General features: G+C 60.7%; 17 protein-coding genes. 7 read left to right on the forward strand and 10 right to left on the reverse strand.

The window, feature by feature from the left end; all coding sequences use genetic code 11:
• Nucleotides 1–271: 271 nt before the first annotated feature.
• Nucleotides 272–2,164 carry a penicillin-binding protein 2 gene (gene mrdA / locus AC1RS8_RS22500; protein ID WP_349735258.1) on the forward strand — a complete coding sequence of 631 codons (1,893 nt, stop codon included), beginning with the start codon at nt 272–274 and terminating at the stop codon, nt 2,162–2,164.
• Nucleotides 2,165–2,176: 12 nt separating this feature from the next.
• Here mrdA and AC1RS8_RS22505 read toward each other — a convergent pair whose 3' ends face one another.
• The gene (locus tag AC1RS8_RS22505; RefSeq protein ID WP_057713890.1) at nt 2,177–3,136 is read right to left on the reverse strand and encodes a LysR family transcriptional regulator; all 960 of its coding nucleotides are present in this window, start codon (nt 3,134–3,136) and stop codon (nt 2,177–2,179) included.
• Between the two features lie 155 nt (nt 3,137–3,291).
• On the opposite strand from AC1RS8_RS22505, the gene AC1RS8_RS22510 reads away from it, so the two are divergent.
• From AC1RS8_RS22510 to AC1RS8_RS22535, 6 genes are all read left to right on the forward strand, one after another.
• Nucleotides 3,292–4,593, forward strand: coding sequence for an MFS transporter (locus AC1RS8_RS22510; protein WP_057713891.1), 1,302 nt, complete (start codon nt 3,292–3,294; stop codon nt 4,591–4,593).
• The gene (locus AC1RS8_RS22515) at nt 4,590–5,345 is read left to right on the forward strand and encodes a class II aldolase/adducin family protein (protein ID WP_007988289.1); all 756 of its coding nucleotides are present in this window, start codon (nt 4,590–4,592) and stop codon (nt 5,343–5,345) included. The genes AC1RS8_RS22510 and AC1RS8_RS22515 overlap by 4 nt, the downstream gene beginning before the upstream one ends.
• Nucleotides 5,342–6,283: a 2-hydroxyacid dehydrogenase gene (locus AC1RS8_RS22520; RefSeq protein ID WP_489338999.1), complete on the forward strand. Its 942-nt coding sequence runs from the start codon at nt 5,342–5,344 to the stop codon at nt 6,281–6,283. Before AC1RS8_RS22515 ends, AC1RS8_RS22520 begins: the two co-directional genes overlap by 4 nt.
• 206 nt (nt 6,284–6,489) lie before the next feature.
• Complete coding sequence (locus tag AC1RS8_RS22525) at nt 6,490–7,869, forward strand: MFS transporter (protein WP_150814919.1); 1,380 nt, start codon at nt 6,490–6,492, stop codon at nt 7,867–7,869.
• A gap of 18 nt (nt 7,870–7,887) precedes the next feature.
• A complete protein-coding gene (locus tag AC1RS8_RS22530; protein ID WP_057713893.1) occupies nt 7,888–8,280 on the forward strand; it encodes a RidA family protein in 393 nt (130 codons plus the stop codon).
• On the forward strand, nt 8,273–8,884 hold the full coding sequence (locus AC1RS8_RS22535) for an RraA family protein (protein WP_489338998.1): 612 nt from the start codon (nt 8,273–8,275) through the stop codon (nt 8,882–8,884). Before AC1RS8_RS22530 ends, AC1RS8_RS22535 begins: the two co-directional genes overlap by 8 nt.
• On the opposite strand, the gene AC1RS8_RS22540 is transcribed toward AC1RS8_RS22535, so the two are convergent.
• The 9 genes from AC1RS8_RS22540 to AC1RS8_RS22580 all read right to left on the reverse strand — a co-directional run bounded on the left by AC1RS8_RS22540 (nt 8,881) and on the right by AC1RS8_RS22580 (nt 18,949).
• Nucleotides 8,881–9,798, reverse strand: coding sequence for a LysR family transcriptional regulator (locus AC1RS8_RS22540; protein ID WP_046043224.1), 918 nt, complete (start codon nt 9,796–9,798; stop codon nt 8,881–8,883). The genes AC1RS8_RS22535 and AC1RS8_RS22540 overlap by 4 nt on opposite strands.
• Before the next feature lie 146 nt (nt 9,799–9,944).
• Nucleotides 9,945–11,075 (reverse strand): glycosyltransferase family 4 protein, encoded by a 1,131-nt coding sequence (locus AC1RS8_RS22545; RefSeq protein WP_489338997.1) that lies wholly within the window; start codon nt 11,073–11,075, stop codon nt 9,945–9,947.
• Nucleotide 11,076: 1 nt separating this feature from the next.
• Nucleotides 11,077–12,207 (reverse strand): glycosyltransferase family 4 protein, encoded by a 1,131-nt coding sequence (locus AC1RS8_RS22550; RefSeq protein ID WP_493163620.1) that lies wholly within the window; start codon nt 12,205–12,207, stop codon nt 11,077–11,079.
• The gene (locus AC1RS8_RS22555) at nt 12,191–13,567 is read right to left on the reverse strand and encodes a glycosyltransferase family 4 protein (protein ID WP_489338995.1); all 1,377 of its coding nucleotides are present in this window, start codon (nt 13,565–13,567) and stop codon (nt 12,191–12,193) included. The genes AC1RS8_RS22550 and AC1RS8_RS22555 overlap by 17 nt, the downstream gene beginning before the upstream one ends.
• Nucleotides 13,564–14,823 carry an ABC transporter ATP-binding protein gene (locus AC1RS8_RS22560; protein ID WP_057713899.1) on the reverse strand — a complete coding sequence of 420 codons (1,260 nt, stop codon included), beginning with the start codon at nt 14,821–14,823 and terminating at the stop codon, nt 13,564–13,566. The genes AC1RS8_RS22555 and AC1RS8_RS22560 overlap by 4 nt, the downstream gene beginning before the upstream one ends.
• Nucleotides 14,823–15,620 (reverse strand): ABC transporter permease, encoded by a 798-nt coding sequence (locus AC1RS8_RS22565; protein WP_154947769.1) that lies wholly within the window; start codon nt 15,618–15,620, stop codon nt 14,823–14,825. Before AC1RS8_RS22565 ends, AC1RS8_RS22560 begins: the two co-directional genes overlap by 1 nt.
• Nucleotides 15,621–17,063, reverse strand: coding sequence for a mannose-1-phosphate guanylyltransferase/mannose-6-phosphate isomerase (locus AC1RS8_RS22570; RefSeq protein WP_489338994.1), 1,443 nt, complete (start codon nt 17,061–17,063; stop codon nt 15,621–15,623).
• Nucleotides 17,064–17,066: 3 nt separating this feature from the next.
• Nucleotides 17,067–18,038: a GDP-mannose 4,6-dehydratase gene (gene gmd / locus AC1RS8_RS22575; protein WP_489338993.1), complete on the reverse strand. Its 972-nt coding sequence runs from the start codon at nt 18,036–18,038 to the stop codon at nt 17,067–17,069.
• Nucleotides 18,035–18,949 (reverse strand): GDP-mannose 4,6-dehydratase, encoded by a 915-nt coding sequence (locus AC1RS8_RS22580; RefSeq protein ID WP_223532710.1) that lies wholly within the window; start codon nt 18,947–18,949, stop codon nt 18,035–18,037. The genes gmd and AC1RS8_RS22580 overlap by 4 nt, the downstream gene beginning before the upstream one ends.
• Between the last annotated feature and the right edge of the window lie 338 nt (nt 18,950–19,287).

A 19,287-nucleotide genomic window follows, 5' to 3' on the forward strand; every position in this document is an offset into this window, starting at 1 on the left:
CCGAAACCCCTATCTGCGTATGCAGGTAGGGGTTTTGTTTTTGGCGTCCCTGTAGGCGCGAGCTCGCTCGCGAAAAACCCGAGAGAGCTGCGGGGTGTCAGGTTTCCCGCGTCATCGTTGGCGTCCATCGCGAGCGAGCTCGCTCCTACAAGGTCATTGTAAAAAAAATCACATAAACCTGACTCCGCGCTTTTGCTAAGGTGCAGCTCATTTTTAATGGACTGAGTTTGCGCCCAGGGATCGGCATTCTTTTCAAAGAGTTGCTGTAGAAATGCCCGAACCGATACCCATCAAGGACCACGAGAAAGAGACACGCCTGGTCAATAAAAGGCTGATGGCCTGCGGCTTGTTCGTTGCCGCTGTCACCTGTGCGCTGGTAGTGCGCCTGTATGTCCTGCAGGTAGTCGAGTTCGACTATCACTCGACCATCTCCGAAAACAATCGCGTACATGTCCTGCCAATTACACCGACTCGCGGGTTGATCTACGACCGCAACGGCGTACTCCTCGCGGATAACCGTCCCAGCTACAACCTGACCATCACCCGCGAACGTGCTACCGATGTAAACGAAGAGCTGGACGAGGTAGTCAATCTCCTGCATTTGCCCGCTGAAGACCGCTCGCAGTTCGACAAGGCGATGAAGCAGGCACGTCACCCCTTCGTACCTGTGACGTTGTTCTATGAACTGAGCGAAGAGCAAATTGCCGTACTCGCTGTCAACGAGTTCCGCTTGCCGGGCCTCGATGTCGAGCCGCAGTTCGTTCGGCATTATCCATTGGGCGAGCACTTCGCCCATTCGGTCGGCTACGTCGGACGTATCAACGAGAAAGAGTCAAAGGCTCTGGATACCGTCGAGTACCGAGGCACCCAATCCATCGGCAAGACCGGGATTGAAAAATTCTACGAGAAGCAACTGCACGGCCATGTCGGTTATGAGGAAGTCGAAACCAATGCCCAGGGCCGCGTCCTGCGAGTGCTCAAGCACACTGACCCGGTGCCAGGCGAAAACATTGTCCTGAGCCTCGACGTCAAGCTTCAGGAAGCCGCCGAGCAAGCCTTGGGCGATCGCCGTGGCTCGGTGGTCGCACTGGATCCCTCGACCGGTGAAGTGTTGGCCATGGTCAGCAACCCGAGTTTCGATCCGAATCTGTTCGTCACCGGTATCAGTTCCAAGGAGTACTCCACGCTACGGGACTCCATCGACCGACCGCTGTTCAACCGTGTGCTGCGCGGTCTCTATGCGCCGGGTTCGACCATCAAGCCGGAAATGGCAATCGCTGGCCTCGATGCCGGTGTCGTCACGCCACAGACCCGTGTGTTCGACCCCGGTTATTACCAACTGCCGGATTTCGATCACAAATACCGCAACTGGAACCACAGCGGCGACGGTTGGGTGGACATGGATGCGGCGATCATGCGTTCCAACGACACCTACTTCTATGACCTGGCACACAAGCTCGGTATCGATCGTCTGCACGACTACATGGCCATGTTCGGACTGGGTGAGAAAGTCTCCCTGGACATGAATGAAGAGTCCCCTGGCCTGATGCCATCCCAGGCCTGGAAACGCGCCACCCGTCGTCAGGCCTGGTTTCCGGGCGAGACGGTGATTCTCGGTATCGGCCAGGGCTACATGCAGGTCACGCCACTGCAGTTGGCCCAGGCGACGGCGCTGATTGCCAACAAAGGCGTGTGGAATCGCCCGCACCTGGCCAAAACCGTGGACGGTGTCGCGCCGGTGGATGAGCATCCGATGCCGAACATTCTGCTCAAGGATCCTCGCGACTGGGAGCAGGTCAACCATGGCATGCAGATGGTGATGCACGATGCCCGCGGGATTGCCCGGGCCGCAGCCGCGGGCGCGCAGTACCGTATCGCCGGCAAGAGTGGCACCGCGCAAGTGGTGGCGATCAAGCAGGGTGAGCGTTACAACCGGGAGAAAACCCGCGAGCGTAACCGCGACAACGCCTTGTTCGTCGGTTTTGCCCCGGCCGAGCACCCGAAAATCGTCATTTCGGTGATGATCGAAAACGGCGAGGCCGGTGGTCGCGTCGCCGGACCGGTCGTGCGGGAGATCATGGACGCCTGGCTACTTGATCAGGACGGGCACCTCAAGCCGCAGTACGCAGCGCCGAGCAAGGCACCGGGCGAACCTCACGTCTGAACCTTCATGGCTTCACAGCACAGGCTCACGGATGCTGAGCATGTGCTGGAAGCTCTCGAGGAACACCGTTTCGGCCTGGCTCATCTTCTGTTCGCGATTCCACAACAACTGAATATCGAAATCCACCACCCCGTCTTCCGGCGGCAAGCGCCAGAGCAGACCTTGCTCGACATCCCGGCGCACCAGATGGGTGGGCAAGGCGCCGATGCCGTAACCCGCGCAGATCAAGCGGTAAATTTCTTCGAAACTGGTGGAGGAGGCGACGATCTTGCCGGTGAAGCCTTGCTGGTCGCGGAACAGCGTCAGGGGTGAAAGATTGCCGCCGAGTTGATCGCTGGTGAAGCTGACGAAGTTTTCCGCCGCCAGTTGTTCCAGGGTCAGATTCTGTTGCCCGAACAGCCGGTGACGTTGGCCACAAAAGTAAGCATAGGTCTCGCGAAACAGTACCCGTTGTTCCAGTCGTGGCTGTGGCAAGCGGCACAGGCCAACGCCGACTGTCGCAGTTTTTTGCAGCAGCGAACTGATGATGTTCGAACTGCCCATGACCTCGACTTCCAGCTCGATTTTCGGATGGGTTTCATGGAAATCAGCGAGAAAGTCATCGTAATGCCGAGCCTGCACACCGCTGACGGTGAGGATGCGGATCTTGCCCACCACGTCGTCGTGACGACTCTCCACCACCGTCCCCAGGCGTGAAATATCTCCGTAGATATCCGCCGCTATGCGCAGGACTTCTTCCCCGGTTTCCGTCAGATCAAAGCGTCGTCCGCTGCGGGCAATCAACACGCATTCCAGTTGTTCTTCCAGTCGTTTCAGCGCCTGGCTGACGGCCGACTGGGTGATGTGCAGTCGCGCGGCGGCGCGGCTCATGCTGCCTTCCTGGCCGATGACCAGATAGGTGCGCAGCAGGTTCCAGTCGAGGCGGTCATTGAGAAAGCGACGCCCGACCCACGGGTTGGAATTGGAAGGCATAAAACCTCATGCAGTAGCGGTGCTAATAGTAAAGATAAGGAATTGAAAATTGACTAATCCTGGCATGGAAGCGATAAAGCCCACAAGTGCCACAGAGCGCAACCGTCATCAGCCTTAACACCTGCCCAAAAACTATAAGTACACAGGGTCCTTGCATGCACACTACTCCCCAACCGCGCCGAGCCGCGGCCGCTGCCTTCATTGGCACGACCATCGAGTTCTACGACTTTTACATCTACGCCACCGCGGCGGCGCTGGTCCTTGGGCAAGTGTTCTTCCCCAGCAGCGACCCGGTCATGAGTACCCTGGCGGCGTTCGGCAGTTTCGCGGTCGGCTTCATTGCCCGTCCCATGGCCGGGATGGTGTTCGGTCATCTGGGCGATCGTCTCGGGCGCAAGAAAATGCTGTTGGTGACCATGGCCTTGATGGGCGTCGCCACGGCGGGTATTGGCCTGTTGCCGAGCTACGCCAGTGCCGGCATCTGGGCACCCATTGGTCTGATCGTGCTGCGTGTCATTCAGGGCATTTCGGTCGGTGGTGAGTGGGGTGGGGCGGTGTTGATGGCGAGCGAACATGCGCCGGCCAAGCGCAAGACGTTCTACGCATCGTTCGCCCAGCTCGGCAGTCCCGCCGGTTTGTTGCTGGCACTGATCGCTTTCCGTCTGGTGACGTCCCTTGAACCAGAGGATTTCCTCGCCTGGGGTTGGCGCTTGCCGTTCCTCGCCAGCGGCGTGTTGATGATGGTCGGGCTGTTGATCCGTTCCGGCGTTCACGAGTCGCCGGAATTCGCCAAGGCCAAGGACAACAACGAGACCGCCAAATACCCGGTGATGGACGTGATCCGTACCTGCTGGCGGCAGATCCTGTTCGCCGCCGCTGCCGTGACCATCGGCTCGGCCGGGTTCTTCTTCACCAACACCTTCATGATCACTTATGTCACCCAGTATCAGGGCATTGCCCGATCGACGATTCTCGATTGCCTGTTTCTGGTGACCGTCATCCAGTTGCTCTCACAACCGCTCTCGGCGCTGATCGCCGAACGTATCGGCGAAGGTCGTTTTCTCAAATGGGTCGCGTTGCTTTGCATGGTCACGCCATACCCGATGTTCCTGCTGGTAGGCACGCAGAACATTGTGTTCATGACTGCCGGTATTGCCCTGGCGGTGGTGATTCTCTCGGCACTTTACGCGGTGATCGCCGGCTACATGACCCAGGCCTTCCCGGTGCACCTGCGCTACTCGGGCATTTCCATCGCGTACCAATTGGCTTGCGCCGTGGCCGGCGGTACCACGCCGCTGATCGGCACCCTGCTGGCCAGCAAGTTTTCCGGACAATGGTTGCCGCTGGCGGTGTTCTTCACCTTGCTCTCGGCCCTGTCCCTGATCGGTGTTTGCGGCCTGGCCCGCCTGCGCGCCAACCCGGTCGTCACCCACGCTGCTAAAGAGGTGTATTCGTGAGTAAACCTGCACACATCGACCCGGTTGAATGGCAAGCCCGTTGCGAACTGGCTGCGCTGTATCGACTGGTCGCGCACTTTCGCATGACCGACCTGATCGACACCCATATCACCCTGCGGATTCCGGGGCCTGAGCATCACTTCCTGATCAACCGCTACGGGGTGATCTTCGACCGCATGCGCGCCTCGGACCTGGTGCGCATCGATCAGGAAGGGCGGGTGGTCGACCCGGAGTACGCGGGCCATCGGGTCAACGCTGCCGGCTTCGTGATTCACTCGGCGATCCACATGGCGCGTCCGGACCTGAACTGTGTGATCCATACCCACACGGCGGCCGGCATGGCGGTCGCGGCGCAGAAGCAAGGCCTGCTGCCGATCAGTCAGCATGCGCTGAAGTTCTACGGCAAGCTGGCCTATCACACCTATGAGGGCATCGCGCTGTCGCTGGATGAGCGCGAGCGCTTGATTGCCGACCTCGGTCCGCACCGGGCGATGATCCTGCGCAACCACGGTTTACTGGTGGGTGGATCGGGCGTGGCCCAGGCGTTCCAGGAAATCCACTTCCTGGAGCGGGCCTGTCAGGCCCAGGTGCAGGCGCTGGCCGGTGGTTCGGCACTGCATTACCCGTCGCCGGAAGTCTGCGCGCACACCGCCGAGCAGTTCGACCGTGATGAGCAGGACAACATCATCGACCTGGCCTGGGAGGCCGCCCTGACGTTGATCGAATCCCAGCGCGAGTCATATTTGTCATGAACGCCGTCATCAACACTGTGGTTCTGCTGTCCCGCGATACCTTGCTGCTCAAGCAATTGCAGGTGGCGTTTGCCCGCAGTGCGCCGCAGCTCACCGCCGTGCTGGCCGACGATTCCCGGGCCGCCAATGCACAGATGGCGGCGTGCTGGTTTCCCTTGCCGGGCAGTCTCGGCGCATTGCCGAACCTGCAGGTGATTCACTCGGTGGCCGCCGGTATCGATCACCTCGATCACGATCCGTCCTGCCCGGACCTGCCGGTTTGCCGTGTGGTCGACCCGGGCCATCGCCAGGGGATGACCGAGTACGTGCGCTGGGCGGTGATCCACTATCACCGCGGTTTCGATCAGGTGTTGTCGCACCAGCGGGAGGAACGCTGGGAGCGCCCGCTGCAACGGGCGGCGGGGCAGTTCAAGGTCGGTGTGATGGGGCTCGGATCGCTGGGCAGCGCGATTGCTCTGGATCTGGTCGCAGCCGGTTACGACGTGCGCGGCTGGGCGCGGCGCAGCAAGGACTTGCCCGGTGTGCGCACCTTCGCCGGGGGTGATGCGTTGCATCCTTTTCTCGACGGCATCGAGTTGCTGATCAACCTGTTGCCACTCACCAGCGAAACCCGCGGGATTCTCGGACGAGCCACTTTCGAACAGCTTGCCAGCGGCGCGGCACTGATCAACTGTGGCCGGGGCGGTCATTTGAACATCGACGATCTCGAACAGGCCCTGGCGAGCAGACATTTGCGCGGCGCCTTGCTGGATGTGTTCGAGCAGGAACCGCTGCCGGTCGATCACCGGCTCTGGACAATGCCCGGTGTCACCATCACCCCGCATATGGCTTCGGCGGCGTCCCATGACTGTATTGCCGAACAAGTAGCGGAGAACTTCCGTCGATTGAATGCCGGCGAGCCGTTACTCAACTGCGCCGACCGAGTATTGGGATATTGAACTAACACACCCCCTGTAGGAACGAGCCCGCTCGCGATGGTCGTTAACGATTTCGCGTGTTTGTCGGTTAAACGCGGTGTTCTTGAGTTCATCGCGAGCAGGCTCGCTCCTACAGGAACCAGCTTCCCGTAAGCCATAACAACAACCGTCGCCTCAACCGTTTTACTGCCAGTTCAAAACAATTAAATAAATTCCTGGAGACAGTGATGAGCGATCTATCGTCCGCAGAAAAGTCCGGCGCACCACCGGAAGTTGCAATCAGCATGAAAAAAGTCGCGGTGGCCAGTGTGATTGGCACCACCGTGGAGTGGTACGACTTGTTCGTGTTTGCCACGGCTTCAGCGCTGGTGTTCAACAAAGTGTTCTTCCCGGATTTCGTGCCGCTGATCGGAACGCTGCTGGCTTTCGGCACCTTCGCTTCGGCGTATCTGGCACGGATTGTCGGCGCGGCGTTGTTCGGGCATTTCGGTGATCGCCTGGGGCGCAAGTCGATGCTGTTGATCTCGTTGCTGACCATGGGCGCGGCCACCTTCGCCATCGGCTTGTTGCCTGACTTTGCAACCATCGGTATCTGGGCGCCGATCCTGTTGTTGCTGCTGCGGGTCGTGCAAGGCCTGGCATTGGGGGGCGAATGGGGCGGGGCGGTGCTGATGGCGGTGGAGCATGCGCCGGCCAACAAGCGTGGCTTGTACGGCTCCTGGGTGCAGATCGGTGTGCCGGCCGGGACCATGATTGCCAACCTGGCATTCCTGTTGATCGCGGCGTGGCTGTCCCCGGAGGATCTGTTGGCCTGGGGGTGGCGTATTCCGTTCCTGGCCAGCGTGTTGCTGATCGCCGTCGGTTTGTATATCCGCCTGAACATCTCGGAAACCCCGGCTTTCAACAAGGTCAAGGAAGCCGAAGTGCAAGTGAAAATGCCGTTGGCGGAAGTATTCCGCAAATACTGGAAGCAAGTGCTGCTGGGGGGTATTGCCACCATGTCCACGGGCGCTTCGTTCAACATTATCGTGGCGTTCGGCTTGACCTATGGCACACAGAACCTCGGCTTCAGCCGCAGCGTGATGCTCGGTGTGGTGCTGCTGTCCTGCGCCTGGTGCATTGTCATGTTGCCGGTGTTCGGTGCGCTTTCGGACCGCTTCGGACGCAAACCGATCATTGTCGGCGGCATCATCGCCGAAGCGCTGGTGGCGTTCCCGATGTTCTGGCTGATGGACACCAAGGAGCTGTCGATGGTGGTGTTCGGTTATCTGTTGTTGATGACCGCGTTCGCCGCCAACTACGGGCCGATCGCGACCTTCCTCGCCGAGCTGTTCGGCACCCGGGTGCGTTATTCCGGTTTGTCCATCAGCTACATGTTGTCCGGCCTGCTCGGCAGCGCGGCGACGCCTATCGTCACCACGGCATTGCTGGCCGCGACGGGCAAAGGTTCGTCGGTGGCCTGGTACATGATCGGTGCGGCATTGATTTCCCTGGTGGCACTGTTGCTGTTGACCGAGACCTTCAAGAAGGACATCAGCGAGATCCCCAGCGTCGTCCCCACAGACGATCTGGCCCCCGGTAAACCCTTCAAATCGGCTACGGCCTGACATCTGGAGTTCTACAACATGCGCAGAATTCAATCGGCCCCGGGCTACATCGACCCGGTCGGGCCTTACTCCCAGGCCGTGGTCAGCGGCCACCTGGTGTTCACCGCCGGGCAGATTCCGGCCCACGGCAGCCTCGACGAACAGCCTGCTGATTTCCCCGAGCAGGTACGGCAAACCTTGCGCAACCTCGAAGCGATCCTGATCGAGGCGGGCTCCGGTTTCAGCCATGTGATCAAGGTCAATGCCTACCTGACCGACCCCGCGCAACTGGAGCCGTTCAACGCCGTGTACCGCGAGTTCCTCGGCCATGCGCCACCGGCGCGCACCACGGTGTGCGTGGCATTGTGGGGCGTATCGCTGGAGATCGACTGTGTTGCCGAACTGATTGCCGGGGAGCCGCAGCATGGATGAGTCGCAACTGATCGAACAGCTCAAGGCCGTGAGCTTTCCGACCCTCGGGCACTTTCTCGAAGAGGGTTTTGCCGATCCGCAACTGCGGGCCATGGTGCCCAATGTGAAAGTCGTTGGCCGTGCGTTGACCCTGAAACTGGTGGGCGCCGATGCCATTGCCGTCAACCGGGCCCTGGCGCAAATCAGGCCGGGCGACGTGCTGGTGATCGACACCGGTGGCGATCATCGGCACGCGCCGGTCGGTGCGGTGACCAGTTGCGCAGCACGCTTTGCCGGCGCTGTGGGTATTGTGGTGGACGGTGCAGTGACCGATCTGCTGGAGCTGCGTGAAGCCGGGTTGCCGGTGTTCGCCCGAGGCACCAGCCTGTTGACCACCAAGCTGCACGGTCGTGGCGACAGCGTCATCAATCAGCCCATCCACTGTGCCGGCGTGACGGTGCAGCCGGGGGATTGGGTGCTGGCGGACGACAACGGCGTGTTGTTTCTCGACACGGCATCGGCGGTGGCAGTCATCGATCAGGCGCTGGCTTCGGATCGCAGCGAGCCGCGCTTGCTCGAACGCTTGCAGGCCGGTGAACCGGTGACGCAAGTCTTGCGCGTTTAGTCCGTCAGTCGTTGTTGCAGGCTTTCGAGAAAGATCGTCTCGGCACGGCTCATGCGCTGTTCGCGGTTCCACAGCAAATGAATGTCCACATCGGCAATCCCCTCGTGGGGCGGCAGGCGCCAGAGCAATCCGGCGTCGACGTCGGCCGCCACCACGTGTTCGGGCAGACAGCCGATACCGAAGCCGGCGATCACCAGTCGCCGGACTTCTTCCAGGCTCGGTGAGGACGCGACGATGCGACCACTGAAACCCTGCTGATCGCGGAAAATCGTCAGCGGCGAGAGCATGCCGCCGATCTGGTCACTGGTGAAACTGACGAAGTTCTCCCGTTGCAAATCCCCTTCGGCGACGTCCTGCTGGCCGAACATCCCATGGTGCTTGCCGCAGAAAAAAGCATAGCGTTGACGCAGGAACAAGCGCTGCTCCAGGCGTGGCTGCGGGCGCCGATTGAGGCTCAGGCCGAGGGTCGCGGTTTTTTCCTGGAGGGCGCTGACGATGTCGGAACTGCGCATCACATCGACTTCCAGGTCCACTCGCGGGTATTGACGATGGAAGTCGGCGAGAAAGTCATCAAAGCGCTCGGAGAAGATCCGGCTGATGATCAGCAACCGCACTTTGCCGATCACTTCGTCGGCCGGTTGTTCCAGCACGCTACTGACCTGGGACATTTGCCCGTAGATTTCCCCGGCCAGGGCGAAGATCTGCTCGCCGACTTCAGTCAGGGCAAAACGTGGCCCGCGACGGGCAATCAATTGGCGGCCCAGTTGTTCCTCCAGGCGCTTGAGCGCCTGACTCACTGCCGGTTGCGTCAGGTGCAGGCGGGCGGCAGCGCGGCTGATGCTCTGCTCCTGGCCAATCACCCGAAAGGTGCGCAGCAGGTTCCAGTCCAGGCGGTCATTGAGCAGACGTTGCATAGGCGGTCAGCAGAAAGTCGGGGGGGCTAATAGGGAGAGTCGACGGCTTGCACACATCCTGCGCAAGCCATGGAAAATCTACAGTCGCGGGATCGTAACACTGTTAGAGCGCAGCAGCAGAGACAACTCGGATCTGCAAAAAAACCTCATGCGTAGGCGAGGGCTTTTTCTTCCAGCAGCTCCTCATACAGCGCGGCCCATTTGCGACCCATTTCGTCCGCGGTAAACAGATTTTGATAACGGGCCTGCGCCTTCTCGCCCATTTGCGCCGCCAGCACCGGGTTTTCCCAAAGCGTGCGCATCGCCTCGCGAAACGCCGATGGATTGCTCGGTGGCACCACCAGCCCGGTCTCGTTATGGATGTTGATGTAACTGGTGCCAGTGCCAATTTCACTGGAGATCATCGGTTTGCCATACATCGCGCCTTCCAGCAGCGAAATGCCAAAGGCTTCGGAGCGCAGGTGCGACGGGAACACCACCGCATAACTCAACTCGAGCAAGGCGACCTTGTCTTCGTCGCCCAGGAACCCGAGAAAGTGCAGGTTCCGCAGGCCCAGCGCCCTGGCCTGGGCATGCAGCTCCGCTTCCAGCGGGCCGGCGCCCACGATCACCACGGGATAGTTCAGCCCCTGCATCGCGTCGAGCAGGATGTGCAGCCCCTTGTAGTAGCGCATGACCCCGACGAACAGGAAGAACTTGTCCCCCAGCTTCTGGCGCCAGCGCTCGGTCCGCGCCGCGTCTTGCGTCGGATAACCCGACTTGTCCAGGCCATAGGTGATGACACGGGTCTTATCGTGGTAGTCCTTGAGCACGTCGCTGGTGTGAAAGTAGTTCGGGGACGCCACGGCGATTCGATCCGCGTTGTCCAGGAACCGACGCATCAACGGACGGTACAGTTTGAGCAGATGGCGTTGGCGAATGATGTCGGAGTGGTAACTCACCACGCTGGGCTTTTTGATGTCGCTGACAAAATGCACCAGGTCCATGAAGGGCCAGGGGAAGTGATAGTTGACCACGTCGGCTTCAGCCGCGAGCTCTCGAAACTGCTTGAACACGCTGTAGGAAAAACCGGTGGAGGCGAGTTGAAAATCCATCCTGGCCTGATGCACCTGGTGCTCGCGGATCTGCAACACGCCCGGTGCCGGATTATTGCTCAGGGTCAGCACAGTGCTGTCGACACCATGGCGCGCGCCACTTTCGCTCATCTGGAAAATGACTTGTTCGATGCCACCCATGGAGTCGGGCAAGTAGGTTTTATAAAAGTGCAGAACGCGCATATCAGTTCTCCATTGCCTGGCGGTAGGCGCGGGCGGTCACCGTCGCGCAACGCTCCCAGGAAAATAGCTTCGCTCGCTGCAAGCCTGCCTCGCGACAGACCTGCCAATGCGCCGGGTCGTCGATCAACCGCAGCAAGGCATCGCGCAAGGAGTCGGGGTCGTGCGTCTCGATGTAGTTGCCGGCATCGCCAGCGACCTCCGGCATCGCCGACTCACCCGTCAGAATCACCGGAGTGCCACTGGCCATGGCTTCCAGCACCGGCAGGCCGAATCCCTCGTACAACGAAGGGAAGACCAGCGCCCGGGCTCCGGCCAGTAGCTGCGCCAGATCGTCGTCCGACAAGTACCCCAGAAGGCACACATGACCTGACGCGAGGGCCGAACGTAATTCGTCGTTGAACTGCTGACGCTGCCAGCCGGCCATGCCGGCGATCAGCAACGGAAAACGCTGGCGCACGGTTTCCGGCAGCCGGGCATGGGCGCGCAGGGCTAGGGTCAGATTCTTGCGTGGCTCCAGGGTACCGACGCAAAGGAAATACTCCCGCGCCTCGACGCCGTGGGCCTTGAGGACCTGATCGATGGCCTCGGGTTCACGGGGGTGGAAGCGCGCGGCCACACCCAGCGGTGCCACCACGAAGCGCTCGGCCGGCAGTGCGAACCAGGCCTGCGCTTGCTCGGCGATGTACTGCGAGTCCGTCAGAATCAGCCGCGCCCGCTGTACGCCGTCGGCCAGTCGCCGCTCGATTTCGCGCAGGCGTGCCGGTGGTTGGGTGTCGGGATAGTGCAGGTGCGTGAGGTCATGCAGTGTGATGATGGTCGGGCCGTTGAACGACAGCGGCCACAGGCTTGGCTCGTGATACAGATCAATGGCCTGGGCGGGGCGCTGGTCGAAACGCTTCTGCTCCAGCCAGCGCCGAGCCTGATAGGCCCCCGGAATCTGTCGCAGCAACGGCGTCAGACGCGAGTAACCGGGCATCGCCGCCTCAGGCAGGGTCGAACTCCAGCCCCAGCCGTGGAACAACGACAACTCGACGTCCGATTCGCGGGCCAGGGCCGTCGCCAGTTCGGCGACGTACTGACCGATGCCCGTGCGCGGTGCCTGGAGGATGCGGGCGTTAAGGGCAATTCGCATGCTGACTCTCAGGCACCTTCGTATCGCTGTGCAGATTGCGCTGGATGCGTTCGACCAGTTGCGCACTCGCCTCGCGCCAGCTCAGCCAACGCCAGTTATCCAGGTTGAGGGGCGCGGGAAATGCGCCGCCGCTTTCCATGTCGATGACCAGATCGGCCAGGTTCTGCGGGTCGGAGAGGTCGAAATACGCCATGTACTCGCCACCGATTTCGCGGAACACCGGGATGTCGCTGGCCATGGCCGGCAGGCCTCGCTGCATGGCTTCCACCAGCGGCAAACCGAACCCTTCGACGTAGGACGGGAACACCAGCGATGTCGCGTGGGAATAGGCGTGTTCCAGGCTCTTGTCCGAAAGGTTGTTGAACATGAACAAACGCAAGTTCAATTGCGGATGCTGGCGTATACGCTCGATCAGCGCCTCGCATTTCCAGCCAATCTTGCCGACGATGCACAACCGGGCTTTGGACCCGGCCGCCCAGGCGCGCTCGAACGCGTCCAGCAGATACGCATGGTTCTTGCGCGGCTCGATGGTGCTGACCATCAGGAACACAGGGTCCGGTGTCTTGAACATCTGCAGCAGCCCCGGGTCGACGGTAGACCGGGCATCGGTCAGGTCGAGTTCGGAACCGAGGTGAAAATAGTCGAACCAGCGTTGCTGAACCTGCGCGGTACCGATCCTGCGGGTCATCTCCTGGCGGACCTGGTCGCGGATGGTGGTCGATATCGCCACGTAGCCATCGGCGGTGCGGGCGATCCAGTCGAACCATTCGTTGAAGACCTTCACCAATCCTGCGTCGCAAAACTGCGGGTGGGTCAGGGGAATCAGGTCATAGATCACCGAAACGATGCCGACCCCGTCACGCTTGAGTTGTTCGGCCAGGGGGAAGAAGTTGGCGTGCCAGGACGAGTCCAGCAGCACCAATTGGTCGCCGGCTCGATGCTGCAACGGCACGCAACGCTCGGGAACCTTCTGGCCCTTGAGTGCCCGATCGAGCAGGCGCATCGGCAGGCTCAGGCAGGCGAACGCAGTCAGACGGCAACCGACGTAAAGCACCCGGCGGGCGAACTTCGATTGGCTGAAAGGACGGCGACGTTCCAGCGCGCGGTGGCGCAGCCAGAACTGATTGGCGAACTGTTCGAGCTTCACCCGCAGGCTCACCAGATCCACTTTGACGGTCGGCAGGGGCGCCAGGCTTTTCACCTCGAACAACGCGCCATTGATCATCACCACCGGAACGCATTCGCGCTGGGCGTTCGCGGCCGGCAATTGCTGAATCACATTGCGAACGACCCGCTGGATGCCCGAGTTGGCATCCGGGTGTTCGAAGACGTAGGTACATTCCACCAACAGTCTGGTCATCGTGTTTCCCCAATGGATTCCACCCGGTTTTCGCTGGAACGGGTCACGCTGGTCTGCGCTTCGAGCCAGGAGCAACCCACGAAATCTTCCTGGCGATTGTTGATCACGTGGAAAACCAGCCCGTAGTCACGCCATTCGAAATTGCGATCCAGGTGCGAATCCAGTCGCGACAAGCTCAAGGCCACCGAATAATTGCCCTTGCCCAGGCGCATGTCGAAGGCAAAACGGTAGGTGACGCGCTCGCCGGCACTCAGGTCGGTGAGGGCTTTGTCCACCCGGTGGGTATTGATGCCGTACATGGGCTGGCCAAGGCGATCCTTGATCATGAAGCCGAGAATCAGTCGCTCGATGTCCTGGCGCACCTCGACCTGCACTTCCAGGACCATCGCCTGGCCGACTTCAGCCACCTCCACCGAACGCCCCTTGGGGTCAAGCAGGCGGACGCTGAGAATGCCCGCTTCGCCTGTCCCGGAAATGGTTTGCACCTGCCCGTTGGCGAGCATTTCCTGACGCACCGTCTGGCCCTCGCGCTGGGCGAGCATGGCGTTGTAGTAGTCCATCACTTCTTCAGGTTTGCCGCGCATGGCCATGCGCCCGTTCTCCAGGAGGATGGCGGTGTCGCAGATCGACTGGATCGCCGAACGGTCATGGGACACGATCAGCAACGTGGTACCTGCCTTGCGGAAGTTGCGGATGCGATCAAAGCTTTTGTGCTGGAAGTAGGCATCACCCACGGACAGCGCTTCATCGACGATCAGGATGTCCGGCCGTCGCGCGGTGGCCACGCTGAACGCCAGGCGCATCTGCATGCCGCTGGAATAGGTGCGAACCGGATGGTCGATGGCCTCGCCGATTTCGGCGAAGCTCTCGATCTCTGGCATCAGCGCTTCGATTTCTTCGACCTGCATGCCGAGCAACTGGCCCGCCATGAAGGTGTTCTGCCGACCGGTGAAGTCCGGATGGAAACCCATGCCCAGCTCCAGCAGCGCCGCTACGCGACCTTGCAGCTGGATGTCGCCGCAGGTGGGCTGGGTAGTACCGGTGATCATCTTCAGCAGCGTGCTTTTGCCGGCACCGTTGACCCCGACGATGCCCACGGCTTCACCCGGCTGAATCTCGAAATCGACCCCTTGCAGCACCCAGTGCAGGTGATGCCGGGTGCGGGAAAACGGCACCAGCCATTCGAACAGCCGGCTCCAGCGATTCGGGTACTGCTTGTAGGCCTTGCCCAGGCCACTGACACGTATATGTCCCATCAGAGCTCGTCCACCATTTCACCGACACGCTGGCGGAACAGCCGCAGCGCCATCCCACAGAACAACAGGCCGATCACCAGCAACGGGACCAGCGAGCTCCAGTCTGGCCATTGGTTGTAGAGAAACAGGTTCTGGTAGCTGTTCATCAGTGCAGTCATCGGGTTCAGCTCGATAAAGCGCTGGATGCCCGGCGGCAGGATCGACAGCGGATAAACGATTGGCGTCAGCCAAAACCAGAATTGCAGGCAGATGCCGAAAAACTGCCCGACGTCGCGAAAGAACACGTTGAGCACGCCCAGAATCATCCCCAGCCCCGCAGCGAAGATCACCTGCAGGACCAGCAACGGTACCAGCGCCAGCAGCGCCATGCCGGGCAGCCGTCCGCTGATCAGCAGGAAGCCGAGGAACAACCCCAGGATGATCGCGAAATTGATCCCGGCATTGAGCAGCACGATGACCGGCAGGCAGATGCGCGGGAAGCTGATTTTCTTCAGCAGGTTGGCGTTTTCCAAGAACATGCTCTGGCTGCGCGTCGTGATCTCGGCGAACAGGCCCCAGGTCAGCAGGCCGGCGCACAGGTAGACGCTGTAGGCCAACCCGTCATCCACACCCGGCAAGCGGGCGCGCATGATGGTGGAGAAGATCACCGTGTAGACCAGGATCATCGACAGCGGATTGAGCACGGTCCACAAGGCACCGAACAGCGAGTTGCGATAACGCGCCTGAAACTCCCGTTTGACGCTGCCGAGGATGAATCCCCGGTAACTCCACAGCGATTGGTAAAGATTACGCAGCATTCAAACCGTCCTGCCGTATTGATCTTCGAAGCGGACGATGTCGTCCTCTCCCAGGTATTCGCCGCTTTGCACTTCGATGATCACAAGGTCGATCACGCCGGGATTTTCCAGGCGATGCTTGTGACCGGCGGCAATGAAGGTCGATTCGTTCTTGGCCACCAGGTGCGTGCCGGTGCCATTGTTGGTGACCTTGGCCATGCCTTCGACCACCACCCAGTGTTCATTGCGATGGTGGTGCATCTGCAACGACAACTTGGCGCCGGGCTTGACCACGATGCGTTTGATCTTGAAGCGCGGACCTTCCTCGAGCACGGTGTAGGTGCCCCATGGCCGGCTGACCGTACGGTGCAGGCGATAGGCTTCGTGCTCTTTATCCTTGAGTTGCCTGGCCACCCGGCGCACATCCTGGGCACGGTCGGCGTGGGCCACCAACACCGCGTCGGCGGTGTCGACGATGATCAGGTTATCCACGCCCACGGTCGCTACCAGACGGTTTTCGCTCTGGACGAAGTTGTTGTGGCTGTCGATGAAAATCGATTCGCCGACGGTGCGGTTGTTCTGTGCATCCGCTGGAACCAGCGCGGCCACCGCCCCCCAGGAGCCGATGTCGCTCCAGTCGAAACGGGCCGGCACCACGACCACTTTGTCGGAGCGCTCCATCAACGCGTAATCGATGGAAATATCCATGATTTCGCCAAACAGGACCGGTGACAGTTCCTGTTGCAGGCTTCCGGCGTTTTCCACCGCGGCGCTGGCGGCCATGCAGGTCTGCGCCTGCTCCAGCAAGTCGGGAGCATGGGTTTGCAGTTCGGCCAGCAGGCTGGCGACCGAGAAGCAGAACATCCCGGAGTTCCACAGGAAGTTGCCGCTTTCCACGTAATGCGTCGCGGTTTGCAGGTCGGGTTTTTCGACGAAGCGCCGCACGCTGGCAGCACCTTTATCGTCCAGCGATGTGCCAGCTTCAATGTAGCCGAAACCGGTTTCCGGAGCGGTCGGCACGACACCGAAGGTCACCAGGTGACCGCGCCTGGCCAATGCCACGGCATGCTCGACCGCATCCTTTAGTGCGTCGACATTGACGATCAGGTGGTCGGCGGGCATGACCAGCATGATCGCGTCGTCGCCATGCAGGGCCTGGAGGGAGAGGGCGGCGGCGGCAATGGCCGGCGCCGTGTTGCGCCCGGTCGGCTCCAGCAGGAAGTGTCCGCGATGGCGGCCAAGGTGCGCGTCCCGAAAGTGATCCTTGCTCTGGAAGTAGTACTCGCGGTTGGTCACCGTGACGATATCGCCCCAGCCGTCGAGCAGGTCCGCGGCACGCCGATAGGTCTTGCCCAGCAGCGACTGGCCGTCGGGCAATTCCATGAACGGTTTGGGATGGCCTTCACGCGACACCGGCCACAACCTTGTCCCGGCACCGCCGGAGAGAATCACGGGAATCAGCATGGCCTACTCCTTGGCGACGCGTTTCATGTCCGCATCCATCATCATGCGGATCAAGGTATCCAGGTCGGTTTTTGGTTTCCAGCCCAGCACACGCTGGGCCTTGGCCGGGTTGCCGAGCAGCACTTCGACTTCGGCCGGGCGGAAGAACGCCGGGTCGATCTTCACGAAGTCGCGGTAGTTCAGGTCCACGTGATCGAAGGCGATCCGGCACATCTCGCGCACGGTGGTGGTCACGCCGGTGGCCACTACGAAGTCATCGGGCTTGTCCTGTTGCAGCATCAGCCACATGGCTTCGACGTAGTCCCCGGCAAAGCCCCAGTCGCGCTTGGCGTCGATGTTGCCCAGGCACAGTTCCTGCTGCTTGCCCTGCTTGATGCGGGCGGCGGCGTCGGTGACTTTGCGCGTCACGAACTCGATGCCGCGCAGCGGTGATTCATGGTTGAACAGAATGCCGCTGCTGGCGTGCAGGTTGAAGCTTTCGCGGTAGTTCACGGTGATCCAGTGGCCGTACAGCTTGGCCACGCCATAAGGGCTGCGCGGATAGAACGGTGTGTTCTCGTCTTGCTGTTCGGCCTGGATCAGGCCGAACATTTCGCTGGTGGACGCCTGGTAGAAGCGCGTGTGCGGGCTGAACTGACGGATCGCTTCGAGCAGGTGGGTAACGCCCAGGCCGTCGACGATGCCGGTGGTCACCGGTTGATCCCAGGAAGCCGCGACAAAGCTTTGTGCGGCAAGGTTGTAGATCTCGTCCGGCGCCGATTTGATCACCGCACGCTGCACTGAACAGGCATCGGCCATGTCGCCGTCCAGGTAGACGATGTCCGCCTCGACCCCCATCTCGCGCAGGCGCCAGCGCGAGTCGCTGCTGCGACGCGCCACCAGACCGTGGACTTTGTAGCCCTTGTCGAGCAACAGTTTCGCCAGATAAGCGCCATCCTGGCCGGTGATACCTGTGATCAATGCACTTTTAGTCATTCTTGTCGTACTCGCTTCTCCCAGTCGGACAGGATCGCCCGCAGGGATTGTTGTGTTGTGATTTCAGGCTTCCAATCGGTGGTTTGGGTCAGCCTGGCAGGGCTGCCACTCACACGTCGCTGATCCGCGCGGCGAAGTCGCGCAGGGTCCTGAACCAATTGCAGGTCGACCTGGGCAAGATCTGCCAGTTGTTCGATCAAACTGCGAATGCTCTGCTCGCGCCCCGAGCAAATGTTGTAGACCTGCCCCGGCGTACCTTTTTCCAGCAATGCCAGGTAGGCCGAGACCACGTCCCCGACATCGAGGAAATCGCGCGTGACGTCGATGTCCCCGACCTCCAGTTGTGGCCCTTGCAGGCCTTGTTTGATCCGGCAGATCTGACGGGCGGCGCTGGCGATGACGAAGCTGTCTTTCTGCCCTGTGCCGATGTGGTTGAACGGGCGGGCGACCAGTACGGGCCAGTCCTCGCTCAGGCCCCATTGCAAGCTCAGGAACTCGGCAGACAGTTTGCTCACGGCATAGGGATTGCGCGGGCAGGGTGGTTGCAATTCAGTGATGGGCAGATGCTCTTCAGCGACCTGGCCATAGACATCGCCGGAGCTGACGTACAGAAACGTGCCGCTGAAGCCGCGTGCCTTGAGGGCTTGCAGCAGGTTCAGGGTGCCCAGCAGATTGATATTCAGGGTACCGGCCGGATCACGAAAAGCCTCCGGGACGAACGTCTGGCCGGCCAGGTGGATCACCGCATCGGGCATGACCGGCCACAAGCCTTCGAGGCTGTCCGGCGCGGCAAGATCGTAGCGGCCGGGAACAGGCAGCAGCTCCCATTCCGAGGCGTCAGCCTGCAAACGCGATTGGATGTGTTGTCCTACGAATCCAGTCAGACCCGTGACAAACAGACGTTTTTTCAACAGCGACCCCCGGTCATACATTTCATCCATTTCCTACTGGCTTAATGGAAGGGTCTCACGAATCAACAGGATCGCTCGTAAGACAGATGAAATGTTTTGTTGTAGTTGTTTGGTAGCCAATCTGTGCCATTTGCTCGGCAATTTCAACAGGTCCAACCGTGACTGATCAGTTCTCGTCTGCGTAGCCTGATTTATTCTCGTCGGGCGGTTCACGAATCCTCAACGGATGTGGTTAGAATGCCCCTCGTCACGATTACCCAGGGTTCGGCAGCGTCGCTTCGAAACTGCGAGAAACTGACCACTAAAACAAGAACGAAGACGGGCAGGAAGACGATGGA

The organism is Pseudomonas sp. GW821-FHT12A04 (genome assembly GCF_058807755.1).

What these genes read in the sequence shown, in the direction of transcription:
- AC1RS8_RS22535 (WP_489338998.1), top strand. Translation starts at nt 8,273, where the DNA reads ATGGATGAGTCGCAACTGATCGAACAGCTCAAGGCCGTGAGCTTTCCG.
- AC1RS8_RS22520 (WP_489338999.1), top strand. Translation starts at nt 5,342, where the DNA reads ATGAACGCCGTCATCAACACTGTGGTTCTGCTGTCCCGCGATACCTTG.
- AC1RS8_RS22555 (WP_489338995.1), bottom strand. Translation starts at nt 13,567, where the DNA reads ATGACCAGACTGTTGGTGGAATGTACCTACGTCTTCGAACACCCGGAT.
- gmd (WP_489338993.1), bottom strand. Translation starts at nt 18,038, where the DNA reads ATGACTAAAAGTGCATTGATCACAGGTATCACCGGCCAGGATGGCGCT.
- AC1RS8_RS22550 (WP_493163620.1), bottom strand. Translation starts at nt 12,207, where the DNA reads ATGCGAATTGCCCTTAACGCCCGCATCCTCCAGGCACCGCGCACGGGC.
- AC1RS8_RS22530 (WP_057713893.1), top strand. Translation starts at nt 7,888, where the DNA reads ATGCGCAGAATTCAATCGGCCCCGGGCTACATCGACCCGGTCGGGCCT.
- AC1RS8_RS22510 (WP_057713891.1), top strand. Translation starts at nt 3,292, where the DNA reads ATGCACACTACTCCCCAACCGCGCCGAGCCGCGGCCGCTGCCTTCATT.
- AC1RS8_RS22540 (WP_046043224.1), bottom strand. Translation starts at nt 9,798, where the DNA reads ATGCAACGTCTGCTCAATGACCGCCTGGACTGGAACCTGCTGCGCACC.
- AC1RS8_RS22565 (WP_154947769.1), bottom strand. Translation starts at nt 15,620, where the DNA reads ATGCTGCGTAATCTTTACCAATCGCTGTGGAGTTACCGGGGATTCATC.
- AC1RS8_RS22570 (WP_489338994.1), bottom strand. Translation starts at nt 17,063, where the DNA reads ATGCTGATTCCCGTGATTCTCTCCGGCGGTGCCGGGACAAGGTTGTGG.
- AC1RS8_RS22545 (WP_489338997.1), bottom strand. Translation starts at nt 11,075, where the DNA reads ATGCGCGTTCTGCACTTTTATAAAACCTACTTGCCCGACTCCATGGGT.
- AC1RS8_RS22525 (WP_150814919.1), top strand. Translation starts at nt 6,490, where the DNA reads ATGAGCGATCTATCGTCCGCAGAAAAGTCCGGCGCACCACCGGAAGTT.
- AC1RS8_RS22560 (WP_057713899.1), bottom strand. Translation starts at nt 14,823, where the DNA reads ATGGGACATATACGTGTCAGTGGCCTGGGCAAGGCCTACAAGCAGTAC.
- AC1RS8_RS22505 (WP_057713890.1), bottom strand. Translation starts at nt 3,136, where the DNA reads ATGCCTTCCAATTCCAACCCGTGGGTCGGGCGTCGCTTTCTCAATGAC.
- mrdA (WP_349735258.1), top strand. Translation starts at nt 272, where the DNA reads ATGCCCGAACCGATACCCATCAAGGACCACGAGAAAGAGACACGCCTG.